This window comes from Pseudomonas sp. AC193, assembly GCF_979258075.1.
Genome location: NZ_OZ409832.1, coordinates 4231602 through 4251290, shown reverse-complemented (window position 1 = coordinate 4251290; position 19689 = coordinate 4231602). Strand labels below are relative to the sequence as shown.

Below are 19689 nucleotides of genomic sequence, written 5' to 3'. Positions count from 1 at the left end.
GTTATATGGCTAATTGTCCTACGTAAGTTATCTCGTACAAACTCGGCGAGAATCGTTACCGGTGGTATGAACTACGCATTTGGACATAGTTCCAGTCCGCTCATCGCGCCATCTGAAATTTTTTGAAATATTGACAAAGATGGCACTGGTCTCAATTTGATAGCACTTTCCGTTTCGCCCTTTATTGATAGGGGCGTCATTGCGCTAGATAGTTTTGTGCCACTACCGTGAAAAAAGTTACGTGCCACTACTGAAAAAAATGATCAGTGTCGAGTGAAACTAAAATTAGAAAGGACAGGGATTGTTTTCTGGCGCCATAAAAATGGCGAAATGAAGCGAGGAATTTTTGACGTCGTGCGAGCTGCACGACTCTTTATAAAAAGAGTCGTGCATTAGGCATGCTTTATTCGGGGGCGTGGTCGCGTAGAAATACCAGGTTGTCAGGTTTCGACTGTTCGGCGCTGTAGCGATAACCCTGCACATCGAACTGCTTGAGCTGGGCGGGATCGTTGATCTTTTCCTGAATCACGAAACGGCTCATCAGGCCACGAGCCTTCTTCGCGTAGAAGCTGATGATCTTGTACTGGCCGTTCTTCTGATCCTTGAACTCGGTGTTAATGATCCGCGCGTTCAACGCCGTGCGTTTAACCGCCGAGAAGTATTCGTTGGATGCGAGGTTGAGCAGCACGTCGTCGCCCTGATCGGCCAGCGCTTCGTTGAGCCATTCGCTGATGCGCGTGCCCCAGAAGGCGTACAGGTCTTTGCCACGGGCGTTGGCCAGTTTGGTGCCCATTTCCAGGCGATACGGTTGCATCAGGTCGAGCGGGCGCAGCAGGCCATAGAGGCCGGAGAGCATGCGCAGATGCTTTTGCGCGTAATCGAAGTTGGCTTCGCTGAAAGATTGTGCGTCGAGGCCGGTATAGACGTCGCCCTTGAAGGCGAGCAGCGCTTGCTTGGCGTTTTCCGGGGTGAACGCGGGCGTCCAGCTGCCGAAACGCGCGGCGTTGAGGCCGCCGATCTTGTCGGACACGTGCATCAGCTCACTGATCTGCGCCGGGGTCAGGTCGCGCAATTGCTGGATCAGTTCCTGAGAATGGTCGAGGTACTGCGGCTGGGTGAAGCGCTGGGTCGCCGGCGGTGTTTCGTAATCGAGGGTCTTGGCGGGGGAAATCACCATCAGCATGAAGTCGTCTCCTTTAATCGTGGGGGCGATTCTAGGGGGTTGTCCGAGTTGACTCCAGCTATCAAGCCCATAGGTGATCGACGGCTCACCTCAGATCCTTTGTGGGAGGGGGCTTGCTCCCGAAGAGGCCCTGTCAGTCGCTGTATGTGTTGAATGACCCACCGCATTCGCGAGCAAGCCCGCTCCCACAGGGATCAGCGGCGTGTCTAATCAGCTATAGTGCCGCGCGGGTTTTGTTATGGAGACGCCCCTTTGCGCATTGTTCTTTTATTCACCGCGTGGCTGTTGAGCTTCGGTGCCATCGCGGCGCCGGGTGATGTGGCGACGCTGGATCGCAGCACCTGGCCGGAGCAGCTCAGCAGCCCGACGCTGTTCGACGTCGCCTCGCGCGCCGAAATCCTCATGTTCGCCCGGGGCCTGCTCGGCACCGAAGCGCTGGACGAAACCGCGCTGGCCCAGCGCCTAGGCCTGCGCACGGTGAATATCGACGCGGTCAACAGCCTGCGTCAGCGTCTCTGGCAGCGCCTGTTGGCCAACTACAACTACGCCCAGCAAAGCTGCGATCAGGACGCCTCGTTCTGCTTCCTCGTCGAAGACCTGCCGACCCTGCGCGAGCAAGCCGCCAAATTCGTCGTCAGCGATGACAGCTATTACACCAAGTGGGCCGAGCCGAGCCGGATCTTTCATGTGCAGTATCTCGATGAACTGATGCGTAAGGCCGCGCTGTTCCCGCAGACTAGCAGCGAAGTCGATCGTTTCGGCGACTACGAGCGCAACGGCGACGAGATGCACGACCGGCTGTTTCTGCTGACTTTCGACAGCGCCGCGAATCTGCAACCGGACAATACCGACTGGCTCACCGGCTATCTGCGCAAGGCTAATCTGAGCGGCACGTTCTTTGTGTTGGGCAAGGATATTCAGGCACGCCTGAGCGATCGTTCGGTGAGTAGCCTGCAAACCGAGTTCTCCAGACAGTGCGTCGGCGTGCAGGGCTGGGAGTTCCGCTCCCACAGCCACTGGCAGGACTGGCAGGATTCCGTGCGGCGCAGCGCCGATCTGGTAAAGAACAAACTACCGGAAAACTACGTGCCGCTGTTCCGTCCGCCGGACGGCCAGCGTCGCAGCGATGCGCAAGGTTTCTTTAACACCCAGGGCCTGCAAGTGGCGCTGTGGGACATCGATGCCCAGGACGGTGCCGGCAAACTCAAGGGTGCGCCGAGCGCGCAACGGGTGCTGACCCTGATGCTGTTGTGGCGTCACGGGGTGATCAATTTCAATATGAAACAGGACGCGGTGAAGACCTCGTTGCCGTGGCTGATCACGCAAACCGCGCAGAGCGGCATCGGTTGGGAAGACTGTCAGGACGCGTTTCGCTGAGAAACGCTAAAAGCCCGGAAACATTGGGCTTGGGGTGATTTTTTCAGAGAATTTGCTGCAGGTGGACTTCCGACTCTAACGGTGTCGACGGAGTCCGCCAAGGGCTTTTCGTCACTTTGCAAAATAAACTTAAAAAAACCGTCAAAGTACTTTTTTATGTCATCGGTTTTGGAGTATTACGAAGACAGACCGCCGAAACCTGCAACACAGGTGGCGTCTTCCAAGACCCGTTTGTTTGCAGTCACTTGAATCTCCGCAGGTGAGATTTCGGCAGTCACTTCGAGGCGCAGCACCGCTCAGGTATTGCGTCTACTGGCTCTGACATAGGTGACCGAGTATGGATGATCACGGACGTAGCCCTTCCTCCAACCAGCCAATCCTGTATGTACTCGATACCAACGTATTGATTCACGATCCAAACGCCCTGCTGAATTTCGAAGAACACCACGTCGCGATCCCGATGACCGTGCTTGAGGAGCTGGACAAGCTCAAGAGCGGGCATCACAGCGTGGCCGCTGAATGCCGACAGGCCATCCGGCTGATCGACAAAACCCTGGGCGATGCGTCCCCGGAAGATGTCGAACTGGGTGTGCCGATCCAGCGCGGCAAGGGCGGGCCGAAGGGCTTGCTGTCAATTCTGATGAGCAAGCAGGCCGAATCGAACCTGATTCTGCCCGAGCATCTGAACGACAACAAAATCATCAACCAACTGATCGACCTGCACACCCGCGACCCGAAAAAACCGGTGGTGCTGGTCACCAAAGACATCAACATGCGCCTGAAGGCGCGCGCCTGCGGTATCGCCTCCGAGGACTACAGCACCGACCAACTGGTCGACGACGTGTCCCTGTTGCCGAACGGCTACCACAACATGACCGGCTCCTTCTGGGACCGCGTGAGCAAGGTCGAAACCCGTCAGGATCACGGCCGCACCTGGCACCAGGTACAACTGATCGACAACCTGCCGGCCGTGCACATCAACGAGTTCATCATTGATGAACAGGGCTTCGTCGGCTGGATCAAGGAGATTGAAGAAGACCGCCTGCTGATTCTCGACCTGCATCAGGAACCGCTGCTGCACCAGGAAGCGTGGGGGCTCAAGCCGCGAGACATCTATCAAAGTCTGGCGCTGTACGCGCTGCTCGATCCGGACATTCATCTGGTCAACCTGTCGGGTGCGGCAGGCTCCGGTAAAACCATTCTGGCGCTGGCCGCTGCGATCGAGCAGACCATGGTCAGCAAACGTTATCGCCGCATCATTGCCACCCGCAGCGTGCAGGGCCTGGATCAGGAAATCGGCTTCCTGCCCGGCACCGAAGCGGAAAAAATGGAGCCGTGGCTGGGCGCCATCACCGACAACCTCGAAGCCTTGCACATGGATGACGAAAACACCCATGGCAGCGTCGACTACATCCTCAGCAAAGTGCCACTGCAGTTCAAATCGCTCAACTACATTCGTGGTCGTAGCTTCCAGCAGAGCCTGATCCTGATCGACGAATGCCAGAACCTCACACCGCACCAGATGAAAACCATCATCACCCGTGCCGGCGCCGGTTCGAAAGTGGTGTGCCTGGGCAACCTCGCACAGATCGACACCCCTTACTTGTCCGCGACCAGCTCCGGGCTGACCTACCTGACCGAACGCTTCAAGGATTTCCCGAACGGTGTGCACATTACCCTGCAAGGGGTGCCTCGCTCGATCCTGGCTGAATACGCCGAAACCCATCTGTAACTGCATCACAACCAAAACCGGGCGGCCCCAAAAGCCGCCCGGTTTTTTCTGGATAAATGCATAACTAATGTGGGAGCGGGCTTGCTCGCTCCCACAGGGGATAGTGGTGATTTCATAATCAATGATGCGGAAATTTGACCCGCAGGTTTACAATCCCCGCTCCTGATCAGGAGTAATCCCGTGCTGACTCATCTCGATTCCCAAGGTCGCGCCAACATGGTCGACGTCACCGAAAAAGCCGTGACGTTCCGTGAAGCGACGGCCCAAGCGCTGGTGCGCATGCTCCCCGAAACGCTGCAGATGATTGTCAGCGGCGGCCATCCCAAGGGTGACGTGTTTGCCGTGGCGCGCATTGCCGGCATTCAAGCGGCGAAGAAAACCAGCGATCTGATTCCCCTGTGCCACCCGCTGATGCTCACCGGCGTTAAAGTCGAACTCAGCGCTGACGGCGCAGACACCGTGCGCATCGTCGCCCGCTGCAAACTGTCCGGGCAGACCGGCGTCGAGATGGAAGCACTGACCGCCGCCAGCGTCGCCGCCCTGACCATCTACGACATGTGCAAAGCCGTCGATCGCGGCATGACTATCGAAAGCGTGCGTCTGCTGGAGAAGGTCGGTGGCAAGAGTGGGCACTTTCAAGCGGAGCAGCCATGAACCTGACCGTGAAGTTTTTTGCCCGTTACCGTGAAGCGCTGGGCGTGGATTCGCTGAAGGTTGAAGGTGATTTCGCGACTGTCGACGACGTGCGTGCATTGCTTGCGCAACGGGATGGCGCTGAAGTACTGAGCGAGCAGAACCTGATGTGCGCACGCAACGAAGACCTCTGCCAGCTCGACGAGCCGGTGGTCGATGGCGACGAAGTGGCGTTTTTCCCCACCGTGACCGGAGGCTGAGCCATGGCGATTCGTGTGCAGGCCCCGCCGTTCGACCCGGGCGCTGAAGTCAACGCGATGCACGCGGCCAACGTCGGTGTTGGCGCGGTGGTGAGTTTTGTCGGTTACGTGCGCGACTTCAATGATGGACTGGATGTGGCGGGGATGTTCCTCGAACACTATCCGGGCATGACCGAAAAAGCCCTCGGCAAAATCGCCATCGAAGCCGAGCAGCGCTGGCCGCTGTTGAAGCTGGAGGTGCTGCATCGCATCGGCGCGCTCGAGCCGGGTGAACCAATCGTGTTCGTCGGCGCCGCCAGCGCCCATCGCCAGGCCGCATTCGATGCCTGCGCCTTTGTCATGGACTACCTGAAAACCCGTGCGCCGTTCTGGAAGAAAGAAAACACCAGCGACGGGCCGCGTTGGGTTGAAGGGCGGGACAGTGATCATGCAGCGGCGGATCGCTGGAAGAAGTAAATCAAAAGATCGCAGCCTTCGGCAGCTCCTACATTGGGTCGGCATACCCTGTAGGAGCTGCCGAAGGCTGCGATCTTTTGCTTCTTCCCCGAATTGACGATTTGTACATATAAGTCCAAGATAGATTTAAAAGTACAACGCGCTTCAATCTCGCCGCTCGAAGCTCCCCTGCTCGCAGCTGCTCTTCTTCATCTTGCCAAACCAACAACAACCCGCGAGAGAACGAACATGAAGACACTCCCCCTCATCACCGGTCTGGCCCTCAGCCTGTTGTCCTGCGCCAGCGTGTTCGCCGCCGAGCAAACCCTGCGCATCGGCATCGAAGCCGCTTACCCGCCATTCGCCTCGAAAACCGACAAGGGCGAGATCGTCGGCTTCGACTACGACATCGGCAACGCCCTGTGCGCGCAGATGAAGGTCAAGTGCGTGTGGGTGGAAGGTGAGTTCGACGGTCTGATTCCTTCGCTGAAAGTGAAGAAGATCGACATGGCGCTGTCGTCGATGACCATCAACGAAGACCGCAAGAAGTCAGTGGATTTCACCCACAAGTACTACTTCACCTCGTCGCGTCTGGTGATGAAAGAAGGCGCCACGGTAGACGATCAATACGCCAGCCTCAAAGGCAAGAACGTCGGCGTTCAGCGTGCGACCACCACCGATCGTTACGCCACCGAGGTGTTCGAGCCCAAGGGCATCAACGTCAAGCGCTACAGCAACAACGAAGAGATCTACATGAACCTGGCGGCGGGGCGGCTGGATGCGATTTTCGCTGACACCATTCCGCTGAATGACTTTTTGACGATGCCGCGCGGCAAGGGCTATGCGTTTGTCGGGCCTGAGTTGAAGGATCCGAAATACGTCGGCGAGGGCGCGGGGATTGCGGTGCGCAAGGGCAATGCGGAACTGGTCAGCCAGTTGAATGGCGCGATTGATGGCATTCGCGCGAGTGGCGAATACCAGAAGATTTCCGAGAAGTATTTCAAGTCCGACATTTACGGCGACTGATAGTCCGCCATCGCGACAGGCTCACTCCTACATTTGGAATGCGTTCCCCTTGTAGGAGTGAGCCTGCTCGCGATGGCGTCAGAGAAATCACCGCAAATCTCTAGCCCTTCATTTCCTTCAAATGCTTGTACACCGTCGCCCGCCCCATGTTCAGCACATTGGCCACGTAGTTCGAAGCGCTCTTGCCCTTGAACGCGCCCTCGGCGTGCAGCGCCAGCACCAGTTCGCGTTTGTGATCGCGGGTCAGCACATTCAGGCTCAACTGCCGCTCGCGCAGCCAGGCGTGGAGGAAGGTGTTGATGCGTTCCTGCCAGTCATCGCGAAACAGTGAATCCGGTTGCGGGATCAGTTTGCTCGGCGACAGGAACAGATCCAGCGCCGCCTTGGCATTCTCGAACAGCGAAATATTCAGATTGATGCACAGCACCGCCAACGGCAGACCTTCGCTGTCGCGCAGCACGCTGCTCAGGCTGCGAATCTTCTGACCGTCCCAGTTGAGCTTTTCGTACGGGCCGATATTACGGTCGCTGACATCCTCGCTGAGCATGTCTTCCAGCGATGAGTCGTCGCCAATCTCGCGTTTCGACAGGTTGTTGGCGATGTAGTCGACCTTCTGCGTGCGCAGGTCGTGCAGCACCACTTCGGCGTGCGGAAAAAACAGCGTGGCGATGGCGTCGGCGATGGCGCGGAAGTTATCCAGCGCCGGATCGAATTCGGGGGCGGTCATGACAGTGGAGCTCCAGGCAGCGTCAGCGCCCCCGTGAACAGGAGGCGCTCCGAGTGTGCCGCAATCCGTTGAGCGAGTCATCCTGACGGGCATTCAAGCGAGGCGGGCAGGGGAGAGCATGGCGCTGCTCAGACCGAAGTTGCGCAAGTGTTCAGGCAAAGGTTCGCCGCGAACCAGCGCCGCGCTGGCCTGGCCCATCGCCGGCGATGTCTGGATGCCGTAACCACCCTGCGCCGCGACCCAGAACAGCCCCGGCACCTGCGGATCGAAACCGCTGAGCAGATCACCGTCGGCGACGAAACTGCGCAGACCGGCCCAGGTGCGGGTCGGGCGGCGGATGGTCAGCGTGGTGGCTTCTTCGATCTGGTAAATGCCCATGGCAATGTCCAGTTCTTCCGGTTGCACATCGTGGGGTTCGACCGGGTCGGCGTTGGCCGGTGAGCCGAGGAACATGCCGGCGTCGGGCTTCATATAGAAGGACTCGTCAAGGCTGACCAGCATCGGCCAGTGATGAATGTCGACGCCTTCGGGGCCGGCGAAGATAAAGGCGGCGCGGCGTTTCGGTTGCAGGCCCAGCGGTTTGGCGCCGGCTAGCGCGCCGATCTTGTCGGCCCAGGCGCCGGCGGCGTTGATGATCACTGGCGCGCTAAAGGTCTGGCCGTTGGTTTGCACCTGCCAGAGGCCGTCGGCGTCGCGGCTCAGGCCGAGCACTTCGCAGTCGGTGTGCACTTCACCGTGGTTGCGACGGATGCCGCGCAGGTAGCCCTGATGCAGGGCATCGGTGTCGATGTCGCTGGCGCTCGGGTCGTAGATCGCGCCGTGGACTTTTTCCCGACGCAGGATTGGCAGACGCGCGCAGGCTTCGTCGGCAGTGAGCAGTTGCATCTCCGGCACTGTGGCTTTGGCGCTGAGGTATTGGTTGTTGAGTTCGGCGTTGTCACCGGTGAAGTCCACGGTCATTTCGCCACGTGGGGTCAGCAGTGGGTGTTCGCAGAAACCGCTGGGCGGGTTATCGAAAAACGCCCGGCTGGCCTGGGTCAGTGCGCGGACTTGCGGCGTGCCGTAGGCAGCGGTGAACAGCGCGGCGGAACGTCCGGTGGAATGATAGGCCGGGTGCGACTCACGTTCGAGCACGATGACTTTAGCCTGCGGCGACAGCCAGAACCCGGTGGAAGCGCCGGCAATCCCGCCGCCGATGATGATGAAATCTGCCTGGCTCATGAAGGTCTCCAGTGAGTACGCAATATCAAGGCGTTCGCTATCCCCCTGTGGGAGCGAGCCTGCTCGCGAAAGCGGTGTATCAGTCGACATCTTCGGTGAATGTCAGACCGCATTCGCGAGCAGGCTCGCTCCTACAGGGGGATTTTTGGTGTTAGTGGGTTAGGTGATACACCGCATTGGCGAGGGCGATGTCTTCCAGGCCCAAACCGATTGAACGGAAAAACACGTGACGGTCGTAACCCGGACGCTGCACTTTTTCACTGAGCAGGTCAGCGAGGTCACCAACGATCGCATCCTTGCTCCAGCCATGCTGCTCACTGGCAATCAGCATTTCACCCGCCGACCCTGGCGTGGTCAGTCGATAGTCGCAGAACACCTGCATGTCGTTGAGGCTCTGCGGCGGCACTTCGTGGGCGCGCGGAGCGTTGGTGCTGATCGAGGTGATCAGCGCCGGTTTGCTCAACTCAGCGGGATCAATCACCGGGCCCGCCGATGAGGTGCAAAGCATGATCACATCCGCATCCACGAGGGCGGTTTCGCGGCTGTCGGTGATCTTCAGATTGGGCGTGATGGCTTTCAACAGTGCCTGGGATTGAGCGTCAGCGCACAGGCTTGGCGAATACAGACTGATGCTCTGCCAGTCACGCAGCGACTTCACGTAATGCAGATGCGCCTGTGCAACCTTGCCGCTGCCAATGATCGCCAAATGTTTAGCGTCCAGAGGCGCGAGCGCATCAACCGCCACCGCTGTGGTCGCCGCCGTTCGCGCAGTGGTCAGTTCACCCGCATCACAAAGCAGCAATGGCTGGCCGGTTTTCATCGACATCAACAGCGTCCACGCTGTCACCAGCGCACCTTGTTCGCGAACGATGTACGGCGAGGTCTTCACGCCGTAAACGCCATCCTCGGCCAGCACGCCCAGATAGTTGATGAAGTCGCCAGCACCCTGCGGGAACTCGACCAGTTGCTGCGCCGGCTGCACGGCTTTGCCGTTGGCAAGATCACGAAACAGCTTGCGCAAGATCTGCGGCACATCGATACGCGCCAGCAACTCACGGGCCTGGGCTTGGTCGATCACGTAGGGCGTACTGGACATTTCATACTCCGCAGACAAAAAACTAAACTTGTTTGTCCATTATGGACTTTTAGTTTTGTCGGGCAAGCACCTGCGGCAAAAAATCCAGACGAAAAAAAAGCGCAGTCCGTTGCCGGCTGCGCATTCTTTTTTAGCGTCGCTTACTGCTGCGGACGCTTGCGCTCGACCGCACGCAACAGATGCGTCGGTGGCGTTTCACAACTGATCTTGCGACCGAGCTTCTCTTCGATAGACGGCAACTGATAGGAGTCGTCCTCACCGGCGAAGCTGATCGACACGCCGTCAGCGCCCGCACGACCGGTACGGCCGATGCGGTGCACGTAGTCGTCCGGCACTTCCGGCAGGGTGAAGTTGATCACATGGCTGATGCCGTCGATGTGAATACCGCGACCGGCCACATCGGTGGCGACCAAGACACGAATCTTGCCTTCGCGGAAACCTTCCAGAGTCTTGATACGTTTGTGTTGCGGCACGTCGCCGGACAACTGCGCAGCGTTCACACCGTCGCGCACCAGGCGCTCTTCGATGCGGCGGACTTCGTCCTTGCGGTTGGCGAAGACCATCACCCGCTCCCAACCATTATCGTTGACCAGGTTGTAGAGCAGTTTGTACTTGTCGGCACCGGCCACGGCGTAGATGTGTTGCTCGACGTTTTCGTTGGCGACGTTGGTGATTTCGATTTCGACGATCGACGGATCGGTCGTCCACTGCTTGGCGAGGTTCATCACGTCTTCGGTGAAGGTCGCAGAGAACAGCAGGGTCTGGCGTTCGCTTTTCGGCGGGGTCTGACGAATGATCTGCCGCACTTGTGGGATGAAACCCATGTCGAGCATGCGGTCGGCTTCGTCCAGCACCATCACTTCGACCATGTCCAGGTGCACGTCGCCGCGCTGGTTGAAGTCGAGCAGGCGGCCCGGGGTCGCGACGAGAATGTCGCAGTGGCGCGCTTCGAGGTGCTTGAGTTGCTTGTCGAAGTCCATGCCGCCAACGAAGGTCATCACGTTGAGGCCGGTGTACTTGGTCAGGTCAGCGGCGTCTTTAGCGATCTGCACCACCAGCTCACGGGTCGGCGCGATGATCAGCGCACGGGGTTCGCCCATGTAGCGTTCTTTCGGCGGCGGTGTTTGCAGCAACTGAGTGATGATCGAGATCAGGAACGCGGCGGTTTTGCCGGTACCGGTCTGCGCGCGACCAATGGCGTCTTTGCCGGCGAGGGTGAAACCCAGCACCTGCGCCTGGATCGGCGTGCAATACGGGAAGCCCAGATCCTGAATGGCGTGCATCAGTTCTGGCGCTAGTTTGAAATCGTGAAAACGGGTTTTGCCTTCTTGTGGCTCGACGACGAAATCTTCGAGTTTCCACGGAATGACCGGTGCCTTGGGCTTCGGTTCGCGACGCGGTCTGGCCGGTTTCGGCTCTTCACTGCGCGCAGGCTCGGCGGCGATGGGCGCGGCCGGAGCGGGTTGCGGGTCTTGCTTCGGTGCTGCTACGGCAGCGGGGCGGTCGGCCTGGGGCGCATCGTGGCGATGACCGGGGGCGTGCGACGGCGCACTGGGAACTGGCGCGAGCTGCTCAGCCTCGCTTTTACCGAACATTTTCTTGAGTGCTTCGAGCACGGTCATCTCATCAATTGGTTAAGGAATGTACGCCGGCCAGTGTAATGCAAGAAACGGGCGCGGCGTAGTGTGATGATCAACGGGCAGGCAATGCTGTCGCGATTAGCGCAGACGTTCGCTCAACCAGACGCCAATGTCGCGAATTTCTTCGGGTAACACTTCGTGCTCCATTGGGTATTCCTGCCATGTCACGGTGACACCATGCTTCACCAAGTGCTCGTAAGCACTGCGGCCCATCGAGTTCTGCACCACGTTATCGAACTGACCGTGCAGGCACAGCACCGGAATCCGCTGCTGGCTGGCCGATAACTCCAGCTCATCACTGAACGTCGGTGCATACGTCGACAACGCCAGCACGCCACCCAACGGCCCCTGCCATTTCAAGAAAGCGGTGTGCAACACCACGGCGCCACCCTGGGAAAAACCGGCGAGGAAAATTCGCGAGGCGTCTATTCCGCTGGCGCGCTGGTTTTCGATCAATTCGATGATGCGATCCGCCGACGCTTCCAGCTCATCGCGATCGATCGCCCGCGCCGGGCTCATGGCTTTGATGTCGTACCAGCTCGGCATGGCATATCCGCCATTTATCGTAACGGGACGTGTCGGCGCCTGCGGCAATACAAAACGCGTGCTCAACAGGCTTTCCTGCAACGCTTCGGCCACCGGCAAGAAGTCGTAGCGGTCGGCGCCGAGGCCGTGCAGCCAGATCACGCAGGCGTCTGCGGGCTTAACAGGCTGAAGAATCAAGGGCTCGGTCATGGCTGCTCCAATTGTGTGCGGGCGCTCTCATTGAGTGCGTGATTGAAGGGCGCGCCCGATTGATCTGTTAAGAAGATGTCGCAAGGGTACAAGTTTTGCTATTGACCTGTCGCTAAAGCGCTTCAGCGATCGGTGTGGTACGGGCTTTGCTATGGCTTCAGGCGTGCAACCGATCTCGCGCCTGGCGGTAACACTATCAGTGTACCCCGTGGGCCGGGATTGCAAAAAATCCGGTGATGGATGTTCGCCAAGGGCCGCTACGGGCTTCGCGAACGTGAAAGGGCTACCGCCCGTTCGGCCGATTGGTGAGAAGTGAGTGATCCATTTTGTGGATCTTCTCCTACTAGACTCATAGCGAAGGTCTTACGTCGGTTGACCCAATAAAAAGCCAACAAGGGTCAACACCGCCTCAAAAGGGTGCGACTGGACTCAAGCTCCGACACAACAAGAGCAAAACTGGAGGTTTGAATGAAGATGTTGAAATCCACCCTGGCCATCGTGACTGCAGCAACAGTACTCGGTGTCAGCGGGTTCGCTCAGGCGGGTGCAACCCTGGATGCAGTGCAGAAGAAAGGTTTCGTGCAGTGTGGCGTGAGCGACGGTCTGCCGGGCTTCTCGGTACCGGATGCAACCGGCAAGATCCTCGGGATCGACGCTGACGTCTGCCGCGCTGTGGCCGCTGCCGTATTCGGCGACGCGACCAAGGTCAAATTCAGTCAGTTGAACGCCAAGGAGCGCTTCACCGCGCTGCAGTCCGGCGAGATCGACATCCTGTCGCGCAACACCACCATGACCAGTTCGCGTGACGCGGGCATGGGCCTGAAATTCCCGGGCTTCATTACCTACTACGACGGCATCGGCTTCCTGGTGAACAACAAGCTCGGTGTGAAAAGTGCCAAAGAGCTGGACGGTGCAACCATCTGCATCCAGGCCGGTACCACCACCGAGCTGAACGTTTCCGACTACTTCCGTGGCAACGGTCTGAAATACACCCCGATCACTTTCGACACCTCCGATGAAAGCGCCAAGTCGCTGGAATCCGGTCGTTGCGACGTGCTGACCTCCGACAAGTCCCAACTGTTCGCCCAGCGCAGCAAGCTGGCAGCGCCGAAGGACTACGTGGTTCTGCCGGAAACCATTTCCAAAGAACCACTGGGCCCGGTCGTACGTAATGGCGACGACGAGTGGCTGGCCATCGTGCGTTGGGTTGGCTACGCGCTGCTCAACACCGAAGAAGCCGGCATCACGTCGAAAAACGTCGAAGCCGAAGCCAAGTCGACCAAAAACCCGGACGTCGCTCGTATGCTCGGTGCTGACGGCGAATACGGCAAAGACCTGAAACTGCCGAAAGACTGGGTAGTACAAATCGTCAAACAAGTCGGTAACTACGGCGAAATCTTCGAGAAAAACCTCGGCAAGAGCACTCCGCTGGAAATCGACCGCGGCTTGAACGCCCTGTGGAACAACGGCGGCATTCAGTACGCACCACCAGTGCGCTAATGGTTCTATCGCCCGGCGGGCCAACCGCCGGGTGATGTTCTTGTTCCATTTTTTGCGGGGCACTTCATGCAAAATTCAATCGGCGCACCTAAGCAGAGGCTCAGCCTCAGCGATCCACGAGTGCGTGCGTGGCTATTCCAGATCATCACGATTGTCGCGGTGGTTTCGCTGGGCTGGTTCCTGTTCGACAACACTCAAACCAACCTGCAGCACCGGGGCATCACTTCCGGTTTCAGCTTTCTGGAGCGCAGTGCCGGGTTCGGCATCGCTCAACATCTGATCGACTACACCGAAGCGGACAGTTATGCCCGCGTCTTCGTCATCGGTTTGCTCAACACTTTGTTGGTGACAGTGATCGGCGTGATTCTGGCGACGATTCTCGGCTTCATCATCGGTGTGGCACGGCTGTCGCAGAACTGGATCATCAGCAAACTGGCGACGGTGTACGTGGAAGTTTTCCGCAACATTCCGCCGCTGCTGCAAATCCTGTTCTGGTACTTCGCGGTATTCCTGACCATGCCGGGGCCGCGCAACAGCCACAACTTCGGCGACACCTTCTTCGTCAGCAGCCGTGGCCTGAACATGCCGGCCGCGCTGGCCGCTGATGGTTTCTGGGCGTTCGTGATCAGCATCGTGGTGGCCATCGTCGGCATCGTGCTGATGTGCCGTTGGGCCAACAAGCGCTTTGAAGCGACCGGCGTACCGTTCCACAAGTTCTGGGTGGGCCTGGCGATTCTGCTGGTGATCCCGACCTTGTGCGCACTGATCTTCGGCGCGCCGCTGCACTGGGAAATGCCCGAGCTCAAAGGTTTCAACTTCGTCGGTGGCTGGGTGCTGATCCCGGAACTGCTCGCGTTGACCCTGGCCCTGACCGTGTACACCGCGGCGTTTATCGCCGAGATCGTGCGTTCGGGGATCAAGTCGGTCAGCCATGGCCAGACCGAAGCGGCGCGTTCGCTCGGCCTGCGCAACGGCCCGACCCTGCGCAAGGTGATCATTCCGCAAGCCCTGCGCGTGATCATTCCGCCGCTGACCAGCCAATACCTCAACCTGGCGAAAAACTCTTCGCTGGCGGCCGGTATCGGTTACCCGGAAATGGTTTCGCTGTTCGCCGGCACCGTGCTCAACCAGACCGGTCAGGCGATCGAGGTGATTGCCATCACCATGAGCGTGTACCTGGCGATCAGTATCAGCATTTCCCTGCTGATGAACTGGTACAACAAGCGCATTGCGCTGATCGAGCGGTAAGGAAAAGCGCATGAGTACTCATACTTTCAAACCCGACATGCCCCCACCGAACAGCAGCATCGGCGTGGTCGCGTGGATGCGCGCGAACATGTTCTCCAGCTGGCTCAATACCCTGCTGACGCTGTTTGCGTTCTACCTGATCTACCTCGTCGTGCCACCGATTCTCAGCTGGGCAATCATTGATGCCAACTGGGTCGGCACCACCCGCGCCGACTGCACCAAGGACGGCGCCTGCTGGGTGTTCATTCAGCAGCGTTTCGGGCAGTTCATGTACGGCTATTACCCGGCTGAATGGCGCTGGCGCGTCGACCTGACCGTGTGGCTGGCGGTGATCGGCGTGGCGCCACTGTTCATCTCGCGCTTCCCGCGTAAAGCGGTGTACGGGCTGAGCTTCCTGGTGATCTACCCGATTGTTGCCTGGTGCCTGCTGCACGGCGGCGTGTTCGGCCTGCCACAGGTGGCGACCAGCCAATGGGGCGGCCTGATGCTGACCCTGGTGATCGCCACCGTCGGTATCGCCGGCGCCTTGCCGCTGGGGATTGTGCTGGCGCTGGGTCGACGCTCGAACATGCCGGCGATTCGGGTGGTCTGCGTGACCTTCATCGAATTCTGGCGCGGCGTGCCGTTGATCACCGTGCTGTTCATGTCCTCGGTGATGCTGCCGCTGTTCCTGCCCGAAGGCATGAACTTCGACAAGCTGCTGCGGGCGCTGATCGGCGTGATCCTGTTCCAGTCGGCCTATGTCGCTGAAGTGGTGCGCGGTGGCCTGCAAGCGATTCCCAAAGGTCAGTATGAAGCGGCTGCAGCGATGGGCCTCGGTTACTGGCGTTCGATGGGCCTGGTGATTCTGCCGCAAGCCCTGAAGCTGGTGATCCCCGGCATCGTCAACACCTTCATTGCGCTGTTCAAGGACACCAGTCTGGTGATCATCATCGGCCTGTTTGACCTGCTCAATAGCGTCAAACAAGCCGCTGCCGATCCGAAATGGCTGGGCATGGCCACCGAAGGCTACGTGTTCGCCGCCCTGGTGTTCTGGATTTTCTGTTTTGGTATGTCGCGCTATTCCATGCATCTGGAACGCAAGCTCGACACTGGCCACAAGCGTTAGGAGTTTTGAGATGAGTGAAGTAATCAAAAAGCCTGTGAGCCCTGAAGGCATTATTCAGATGCAGGGCGTCAACAAGTGGTACGGCCAGTTCCACGTGCTGAAAGACATCAACCTCAACGTAAAACAGGGCGAACGCATCGTTTTGTGCGGCCCGTCGGGTTCCGGCAAATCAACGACGATTCGTTGCCTCAATCGTCTGGAAGAACACCAGCAGGGCCGCATCGTCGTCGACGGCGTGGAACTGACCAACGACCTCAAGCAGATCGAAGCGATCCGCCGCGAAGTCGGCATGGTGTTCCAGCATTTCAACCTGTTCCCGCACCTGACCATTTTGCAGAACTGCACCCTGGCGCCGATGTGGGTGCGCAAGATGCCCAAGCGCAAGGCCGAGGAAATCGCCATGCATTACCTGGAGCGCGTACGCATTCCGGAGCAGGCGCATAAATTCCCGGGACAACTGTCCGGTGGTCAGCAACAGCGTGTAGCGATTGCCCGCGCCCTGTGCATGAAACCGAAAATCATGCTGTTCGATGAACCGACTTCAGCGCTCGATCCGGAGATGGTGAAAGAGGTGCTCGACACCATGATCGGCCTGGCGGAAGACGGCATGACCATGCTTTGCGTGACTCACGAAATGGGCTTCGCGCGGACTGTGGCGAACCGCGTGATCTTCATGGACAAGGGTGAGATCGTTGAACAGGCTGCGCCAAATGACTTCTTCGACAACCCGCAGAATGAGCGGACGAAGTTGTTCTTGAGTCAGATTTTGCATTGATGGTTTTTGCGTAAATCAAACCCGGCCTTGTGCCGGGTTTGTTTTTTGGGGTCAGGAGACGGTGAGGGTTTCGTGTTCTTTGTGGACGGTGTGCTTGAAACCGCGCAGGTCAGCGCCTTCAGCCAAGGTCTGGATATCGACGAGCATGTAGGGATGTCGATCCAGCAAACGCATCAGCAGCACCAATGCTTTGGGTGGAAGTAACTCACCACGCTCGTAACGAGAGAACGCGTTATGCCCGCCACCGGAGAGCAATTGCACCGTCTCTTTTTGCGTCAGGTGCAATTTGCGTCGAATGCGTTTCATCTCGGCGCCGATCATTTGTCTGGCAGCGAGAACCAGCTCGTCACCGGCGTCGCTGTAACGCTCTGCACTATCGGTGTTGAAATCCCATTCCACTTCACCGCACTTCTGGCACTCCCAACCGGACAGATCGTCTACTCGGCGCTCCATGCCTTTGACACTCAGGGTTTCTCCGCGACCCTGGAAATGCCTCATTCCCTCACGTGCACCGCAGCTGACACATTGCTGGGTTTTCATGGGTTTTTCTCCTTGAAAGAGATTACCGGTGGGCCGCCGCCGGGGCGGTAGGTCACCTTGATGTAAATCTCCTGATCTCGTGAATTGATGTGATACACGTCTTGCCAGATTCGATGATCGTCATAAGTAGTCATCGATTTGTACAGCATCCTGGTTTGCAGCTCGAAGACGATCTCTAGCATTTCGCTGAGGTTGAAGCCGAGCTTCTCAGCTGATTTGACCGAAGTTTTGGTGAAAGCTTTTTGACCTAACCGCCTGACCTCAGCCTTGATCACCGCCAGCTCATAATGGGGTGTGTTCTTTTCCATAAGAAACCAAAACCCTGTCCCTGAAATTACCCTTAAAGGGTAATTTTGACTAATCGAAAATGCCGCTCCATGTGTCGCCTTTTGACCCTAGGTGGTTGCCGTCCTACATGGGTCTGACTAACATGTCGGAAAATTCATCCTATGATTGGATGAAAGGGCGAATCCTATGTCAGACATTTCTCCACTCATTAAACGATCCTTGGTCGATCAGGCCCTGGATCAACTCCGCCAGCGCATTAACAGTGGTGCCTGGCAGGTCGGCGAACGCTTGCCGACCGAACCCGAGCTCTGCGCTGAGTTGGGCATTAGCCGCAATACCGTGCGCGAAGCCATGCGTGTGTTGGCGTTTTCCGGATTGATCGAGATTCGCCAGGGCGACGGCAGCTATTTGCGCGCGCTGGTTGATCCGCTCGATACGCTGAAGGCGTTGTCGCGTTGCTCGCTGGAGCAGGCGCGGGAAACTCGGCACATCCTAGAAGTCGAGGCAATCGGTCTGGCGGCGTTGCGTCGCACCGATGAGGACCTCGCCGCTTTGCGTGAAGCCCTCGGCACCAGCGGCAGTCACTACCACGGCGACCTCGACACCTACATCGCCTGCGATCTGGTGTTCCACCGCCGACTGGTCGACGCCGCGCACAACCCGACCCTCAGCGAGCTCTATCGCTATTTCTCCAGCATCGTCGGCGCGCAATTGCGCCAGACCCTGAACATCGTCCCGCGCCGTCAGGAAGTGTTCGACCTGCACATCGAGTTGCTCGATGCCGTCGAACAACGCGACCCGGAACGGGCCAAAGCCTTGTCGAGGCAGTTGATCAATGAACCTTGAAACCGAGAAATCCATGTCCCGCAGTAAGCTATCCACAACCCCGAAACGCACGGCAGAGCTTGAAGAGCTGCTGATCGACGCCGAGGCCGATGACGAGCAGGTGCAACACAGCCACCCGCTGGTGCGCCGGCCGTGGCTGTTGCTGTTGGGGCTGATTCTGGTGGCGTTGAACTTGCGCCCGGCGCTGTCGAGCATGGCGCCGCTGCTCAGCGACGTTTCCAAGAGCCTCGGCTTGTCGGCGGCGCAGGCCGGTTTGCTGACCACACTGCCGGTGCTGTGCCTCGGTTTGTTCGCGCCGCTGGCACCGATTCTGGCGCGACGTTTTGGCGCCGAACGCGTGGTGCTGGGCATCCTGCTGACACTGGCCTGCGGCATCATTTTGCGTAGCAGCTTTGGTGAAATCGGCCTGTTTGCGGGCAGCGTATTGGGCGGCGCAAGCATCGGCATTGTCGGCGTATTGCTGCCGGGTATCGTCAAACGCGACTTCGCCAAACACGCCGGCACCATGACCGGCGTTTACACCATGGCCCTGTGTCTGGGTGCGGCAATGGCGGCGGGCACCAGTGTGCCGTTGAGTGAACATTTTGGCGGAGACTGGACAATTGGCCTGGGCTTCTGGGTCATCCCGGCGCTGGTGGCGGCGTTGTTCTGGCTGCCACAGGTCGGGCAGAAACACGGTGCACACAACGTCGCCTATCGCGTGCGCGGTTTGCTGCGTGATCCGCTGGCGTGGCAAGTGACGTTGTATATGGGCCTGCAATCGTCGCTGGCGTACATCGTGTTCGGCTGGTTGCCGTCGATCCTGATTGGTCGCGGGCTGACCCCGACGCAAGCGGGGCTGGTGTTGTCCGGCTCGGTGATCATCCAGCTCGCCAGTTCGCTGGCCGCGCCGTGGCTGGCCACTCGCGGCAAGGATCAGCGTCTGGCAATTGTCGTGGTGATGGCGTTGACCCTGGGGGGCCTATTCGGTTGCCTGTATGCGCCGATCGAAGGCCTGTGGGGCTGGGCGATTCTGCTGGGCCTGGGGCAGGGCGGTACGTTCAGTCTGGCGCTGACGTTGATCGTCTTGCGTTCGCGCGATTCGCACGTCGCGGCGAACCTGTCGAGCATGTCCCAAGGCTTCGGTTACACGCTGGCGTCGATGGGGCCGTTTGCGGTCGGCGTGGTGCATGACTGGACGGGCGGCTGGAATGCGGTGGGCTGGATCTTCGGCATCATCGGCACCGGCGCGATCATCGCCGGCCTCGGCGCCGGGCGAGCGCTGTACGTGCAAGTACAAAGCGAAAGAATCTGAATCCAATGATTTCAAAATGTGGGAG

At 58.7% G+C, this 19689-nt stretch carries 20 protein-coding genes; 12 read left to right on the top strand and 8 right to left on the bottom strand.

Features of this window, described 5'->3' with window-relative positions:
• Nucleotides 1–403 precede the first annotated feature (403 nt).
• Nucleotides 404–1183, bottom strand: a complete 780-nt coding sequence (yaaA, locus tag ACZZ0D_RS19250; protein ID WP_053117306.1) for a peroxide stress protein YaaA — start codon at nucleotides 1181–1183, stop codon at nucleotides 404–406.
• Nucleotides 1184–1435: 252 nt separating this feature from the next.
• On the opposite strand from yaaA, the gene ACZZ0D_RS19245 reads away from it, so the two are divergent.
• The 6 genes from ACZZ0D_RS19245 to ACZZ0D_RS19220 all read left to right on the top strand — a co-directional run bounded on the left by ACZZ0D_RS19245 (nucleotide 1436) and on the right by ACZZ0D_RS19220 (nucleotide 6646).
• A complete protein-coding gene (locus tag ACZZ0D_RS19245; protein ID WP_159812216.1) occupies nucleotides 1436–2560 on the top strand; it encodes a polysaccharide deacetylase family protein in 1125 nt (374 codons plus the stop codon).
• 337 nt (nucleotides 2561–2897) lie between these two features.
• Entirely contained in the window at nucleotides 2898–4292 is a 1395-nt protein-coding gene (locus ACZZ0D_RS19240; RefSeq protein WP_053117311.1) for a PhoH family protein, read from the top strand.
• 180 nt (nucleotides 4293–4472) lie between these two features.
• Nucleotides 4473–4946 (top strand): cyclic pyranopterin monophosphate synthase MoaC, encoded by a 474-nt coding sequence (gene moaC, locus ACZZ0D_RS19235; RefSeq protein ID WP_212544017.1) that lies wholly within the window; start codon nucleotides 4473–4475, stop codon nucleotides 4944–4946.
• Nucleotides 4943–5185: a molybdopterin converting factor subunit 1 gene (gene moaD / locus ACZZ0D_RS19230; RefSeq protein WP_134174740.1), complete on the top strand. Its 243-nt coding sequence runs from the start codon at nucleotides 4943–4945 to the stop codon at nucleotides 5183–5185. The genes moaC and moaD overlap by 4 nt, the downstream gene beginning before the upstream one ends.
• Nucleotides 5186–5188: 3 nt before the next feature.
• Nucleotides 5189–5641 (top strand): molybdopterin synthase catalytic subunit MoaE, encoded by a 453-nt coding sequence (gene moaE / locus ACZZ0D_RS19225; protein ID WP_463554024.1) that lies wholly within the window; start codon nucleotides 5189–5191, stop codon nucleotides 5639–5641.
• Between the two features lie 228 nt (nucleotides 5642–5869).
• On the top strand, nucleotides 5870–6646 hold the full coding sequence (locus ACZZ0D_RS19220; RefSeq protein WP_463554023.1) for an ABC transporter substrate-binding protein: 777 nt from the start codon (nucleotides 5870–5872) through the stop codon (nucleotides 6644–6646).
• 100 nt (nucleotides 6647–6746) lie between these two features.
• Here the strand turns inward: ACZZ0D_RS19220 and ACZZ0D_RS19215 are convergent, their stop codons facing one another.
• The 5 genes from ACZZ0D_RS19215 to ACZZ0D_RS19195 all read right to left on the bottom strand — a co-directional run bounded on the left by ACZZ0D_RS19215 (nucleotide 6747) and on the right by ACZZ0D_RS19195 (nucleotide 12065).
• A complete protein-coding gene (locus tag ACZZ0D_RS19215) occupies nucleotides 6747–7373 on the bottom strand; it encodes a helix-turn-helix transcriptional regulator (RefSeq protein ID WP_064393297.1) in 627 nt (208 codons plus the stop codon).
• 93 nt (nucleotides 7374–7466) lie between these two features.
• Entirely contained in the window at nucleotides 7467–8594 is a 1128-nt protein-coding gene (locus ACZZ0D_RS19210; protein WP_400651929.1) for an NAD(P)/FAD-dependent oxidoreductase, read from the bottom strand.
• A gap of 151 nt (nucleotides 8595–8745) precedes the next feature.
• A complete protein-coding gene (locus ACZZ0D_RS19205) occupies nucleotides 8746–9690 on the bottom strand; it encodes an ornithine cyclodeaminase family protein (protein WP_463554022.1) in 945 nt (314 codons plus the stop codon).
• 140 nt (nucleotides 9691–9830) lie between these two features.
• Complete coding sequence (gene rhlB / locus ACZZ0D_RS19200) at nucleotides 9831–11312, bottom strand: ATP-dependent RNA helicase RhlB (protein WP_463554021.1); 1482 nt, start codon at nucleotides 11310–11312, stop codon at nucleotides 9831–9833.
• Between the two features lie 96 nt (nucleotides 11313–11408).
• Nucleotides 11409–12065 carry an alpha/beta hydrolase gene (locus ACZZ0D_RS19195; protein WP_212544012.1) on the bottom strand — a complete coding sequence of 219 codons (657 nt, stop codon included), beginning with the start codon at nucleotides 12063–12065 and terminating at the stop codon, nucleotides 11409–11411.
• Between the two features lie 468 nt (nucleotides 12066–12533).
• On the opposite strand from ACZZ0D_RS19195, the gene ACZZ0D_RS19190 reads away from it, so the two are divergent.
• The 4 genes from ACZZ0D_RS19190 (at nucleotide 12534) to ACZZ0D_RS19175 (ending at nucleotide 16696) form a co-directional block, all read left to right on the top strand.
• Nucleotides 12534–13565 (top strand): amino acid ABC transporter substrate-binding protein, encoded by a 1032-nt coding sequence (locus tag ACZZ0D_RS19190; protein ID WP_053117336.1) that lies wholly within the window; start codon nucleotides 12534–12536, stop codon nucleotides 13563–13565.
• 66 nt (nucleotides 13566–13631) lie between these two features.
• Nucleotides 13632–14813 carry an amino acid ABC transporter permease gene (locus ACZZ0D_RS19185; RefSeq protein ID WP_400755417.1) on the top strand — a complete coding sequence of 394 codons (1182 nt, stop codon included), beginning with the start codon at nucleotides 13632–13634 and terminating at the stop codon, nucleotides 14811–14813.
• Between the two features lie 10 nt (nucleotides 14814–14823).
• Nucleotides 14824–15921 carry an amino acid ABC transporter permease gene (locus tag ACZZ0D_RS19180; RefSeq protein ID WP_008080192.1) on the top strand — a complete coding sequence of 366 codons (1098 nt, stop codon included), beginning with the start codon at nucleotides 14824–14826 and terminating at the stop codon, nucleotides 15919–15921.
• Between the two features lie 10 nt (nucleotides 15922–15931).
• Entirely contained in the window at nucleotides 15932–16696 is a 765-nt protein-coding gene (locus ACZZ0D_RS19175) for an amino acid ABC transporter ATP-binding protein (RefSeq protein ID WP_053117341.1), read from the top strand.
• Nucleotides 16697–16747: 51 nt separating this feature from the next.
• Here ACZZ0D_RS19175 and ACZZ0D_RS19170 read toward each other — a convergent pair whose 3' ends face one another.
• On the bottom strand, nucleotides 16748–17236 hold the full coding sequence (locus ACZZ0D_RS19170) for a type II toxin-antitoxin system MqsA family antitoxin (RefSeq protein WP_463554020.1): 489 nt from the start codon (nucleotides 17234–17236) through the stop codon (nucleotides 16748–16750).
• Nucleotides 17233–17544 (bottom strand): type II toxin-antitoxin system MqsR family toxin, encoded by a 312-nt coding sequence (locus ACZZ0D_RS19165; protein ID WP_053117347.1) that lies wholly within the window; start codon nucleotides 17542–17544, stop codon nucleotides 17233–17235. The genes ACZZ0D_RS19170 and ACZZ0D_RS19165 overlap by 4 nt, the downstream gene beginning before the upstream one ends.
• Nucleotides 17545–17710: 166 nt before the next feature.
• Between ACZZ0D_RS19165 and ACZZ0D_RS19160 the strand changes: the two genes are divergently transcribed.
• Nucleotides 17711–18370: a FadR/GntR family transcriptional regulator gene (locus ACZZ0D_RS19160; protein WP_053117351.1), complete on the top strand. Its 660-nt coding sequence runs from the start codon at nucleotides 17711–17713 to the stop codon at nucleotides 18368–18370.
• Entirely contained in the window at nucleotides 18360–19664 is a 1305-nt protein-coding gene (locus ACZZ0D_RS19155) for a CynX/NimT family MFS transporter (protein WP_463554019.1), read from the top strand. The genes ACZZ0D_RS19160 and ACZZ0D_RS19155 overlap by 11 nt, the downstream gene beginning before the upstream one ends.
• Nucleotides 19665–19689 lie beyond the last annotated feature (25 nt).

What these genes read in the sequence shown, in the direction of transcription:
- yaaA (WP_053117306.1), bottom strand. Translation starts at nt 1,183, where the DNA reads ATGCTGATGGTGATTTCCCCCGCCAAGACCCTCGATTACGAAACACCG.
- ACZZ0D_RS19180 (WP_008080192.1), top strand. Translation starts at nt 14,824, where the DNA reads ATGAGTACTCATACTTTCAAACCCGACATGCCCCCACCGAACAGCAGC.
- moaE (WP_463554024.1), top strand. Translation starts at nt 5,189, where the DNA reads ATGGCGATTCGTGTGCAGGCCCCGCCGTTCGACCCGGGCGCTGAAGTC.
- ACZZ0D_RS19165 (WP_053117347.1), bottom strand. Translation starts at nt 17,544, where the DNA reads ATGGAAAAGAACACACCCCATTATGAGCTGGCGGTGATCAAGGCTGAG.
- ACZZ0D_RS19170 (WP_463554020.1), bottom strand. Translation starts at nt 17,236, where the DNA reads ATGAAAACCCAGCAATGTGTCAGCTGCGGTGCACGTGAGGGAATGAGG.
- ACZZ0D_RS19215 (WP_064393297.1), bottom strand. Translation starts at nt 7,373, where the DNA reads ATGACCGCCCCCGAATTCGATCCGGCGCTGGATAACTTCCGCGCCATC.
- ACZZ0D_RS19240 (WP_053117311.1), top strand. Translation starts at nt 2,898, where the DNA reads ATGGATGATCACGGACGTAGCCCTTCCTCCAACCAGCCAATCCTGTAT.
- ACZZ0D_RS19195 (WP_212544012.1), bottom strand. Translation starts at nt 12,065, where the DNA reads ATGACCGAGCCCTTGATTCTTCAGCCTGTTAAGCCCGCAGACGCCTGC.
- ACZZ0D_RS19175 (WP_053117341.1), top strand. Translation starts at nt 15,932, where the DNA reads ATGAGTGAAGTAATCAAAAAGCCTGTGAGCCCTGAAGGCATTATTCAG.
- ACZZ0D_RS19155 (WP_463554019.1), top strand. Translation starts at nt 18,360, where the DNA reads ATGAACCTTGAAACCGAGAAATCCATGTCCCGCAGTAAGCTATCCACA.
- ACZZ0D_RS19190 (WP_053117336.1), top strand. Translation starts at nt 12,534, where the DNA reads ATGAAGATGTTGAAATCCACCCTGGCCATCGTGACTGCAGCAACAGTA.
- moaD (WP_134174740.1), top strand. Translation starts at nt 4,943, where the DNA reads ATGAACCTGACCGTGAAGTTTTTTGCCCGTTACCGTGAAGCGCTGGGC.
- ACZZ0D_RS19210 (WP_400651929.1), bottom strand. Translation starts at nt 8,594, where the DNA reads ATGAGCCAGGCAGATTTCATCATCATCGGCGGCGGGATTGCCGGCGCT.
- rhlB (WP_463554021.1), bottom strand. Translation starts at nt 11,312, where the DNA reads ATGACCGTGCTCGAAGCACTCAAGAAAATGTTCGGTAAAAGCGAGGCT.
- ACZZ0D_RS19185 (WP_400755417.1), top strand. Translation starts at nt 13,632, where the DNA reads ATGCAAAATTCAATCGGCGCACCTAAGCAGAGGCTCAGCCTCAGCGAT.
- ACZZ0D_RS19160 (WP_053117351.1), top strand. Translation starts at nt 17,711, where the DNA reads ATGTCAGACATTTCTCCACTCATTAAACGATCCTTGGTCGATCAGGCC.
- ACZZ0D_RS19205 (WP_463554022.1), bottom strand. Translation starts at nt 9,690, where the DNA reads ATGTCCAGTACGCCCTACGTGATCGACCAAGCCCAGGCCCGTGAGTTG.
- ACZZ0D_RS19220 (WP_463554023.1), top strand. Translation starts at nt 5,870, where the DNA reads ATGAAGACACTCCCCCTCATCACCGGTCTGGCCCTCAGCCTGTTGTCC.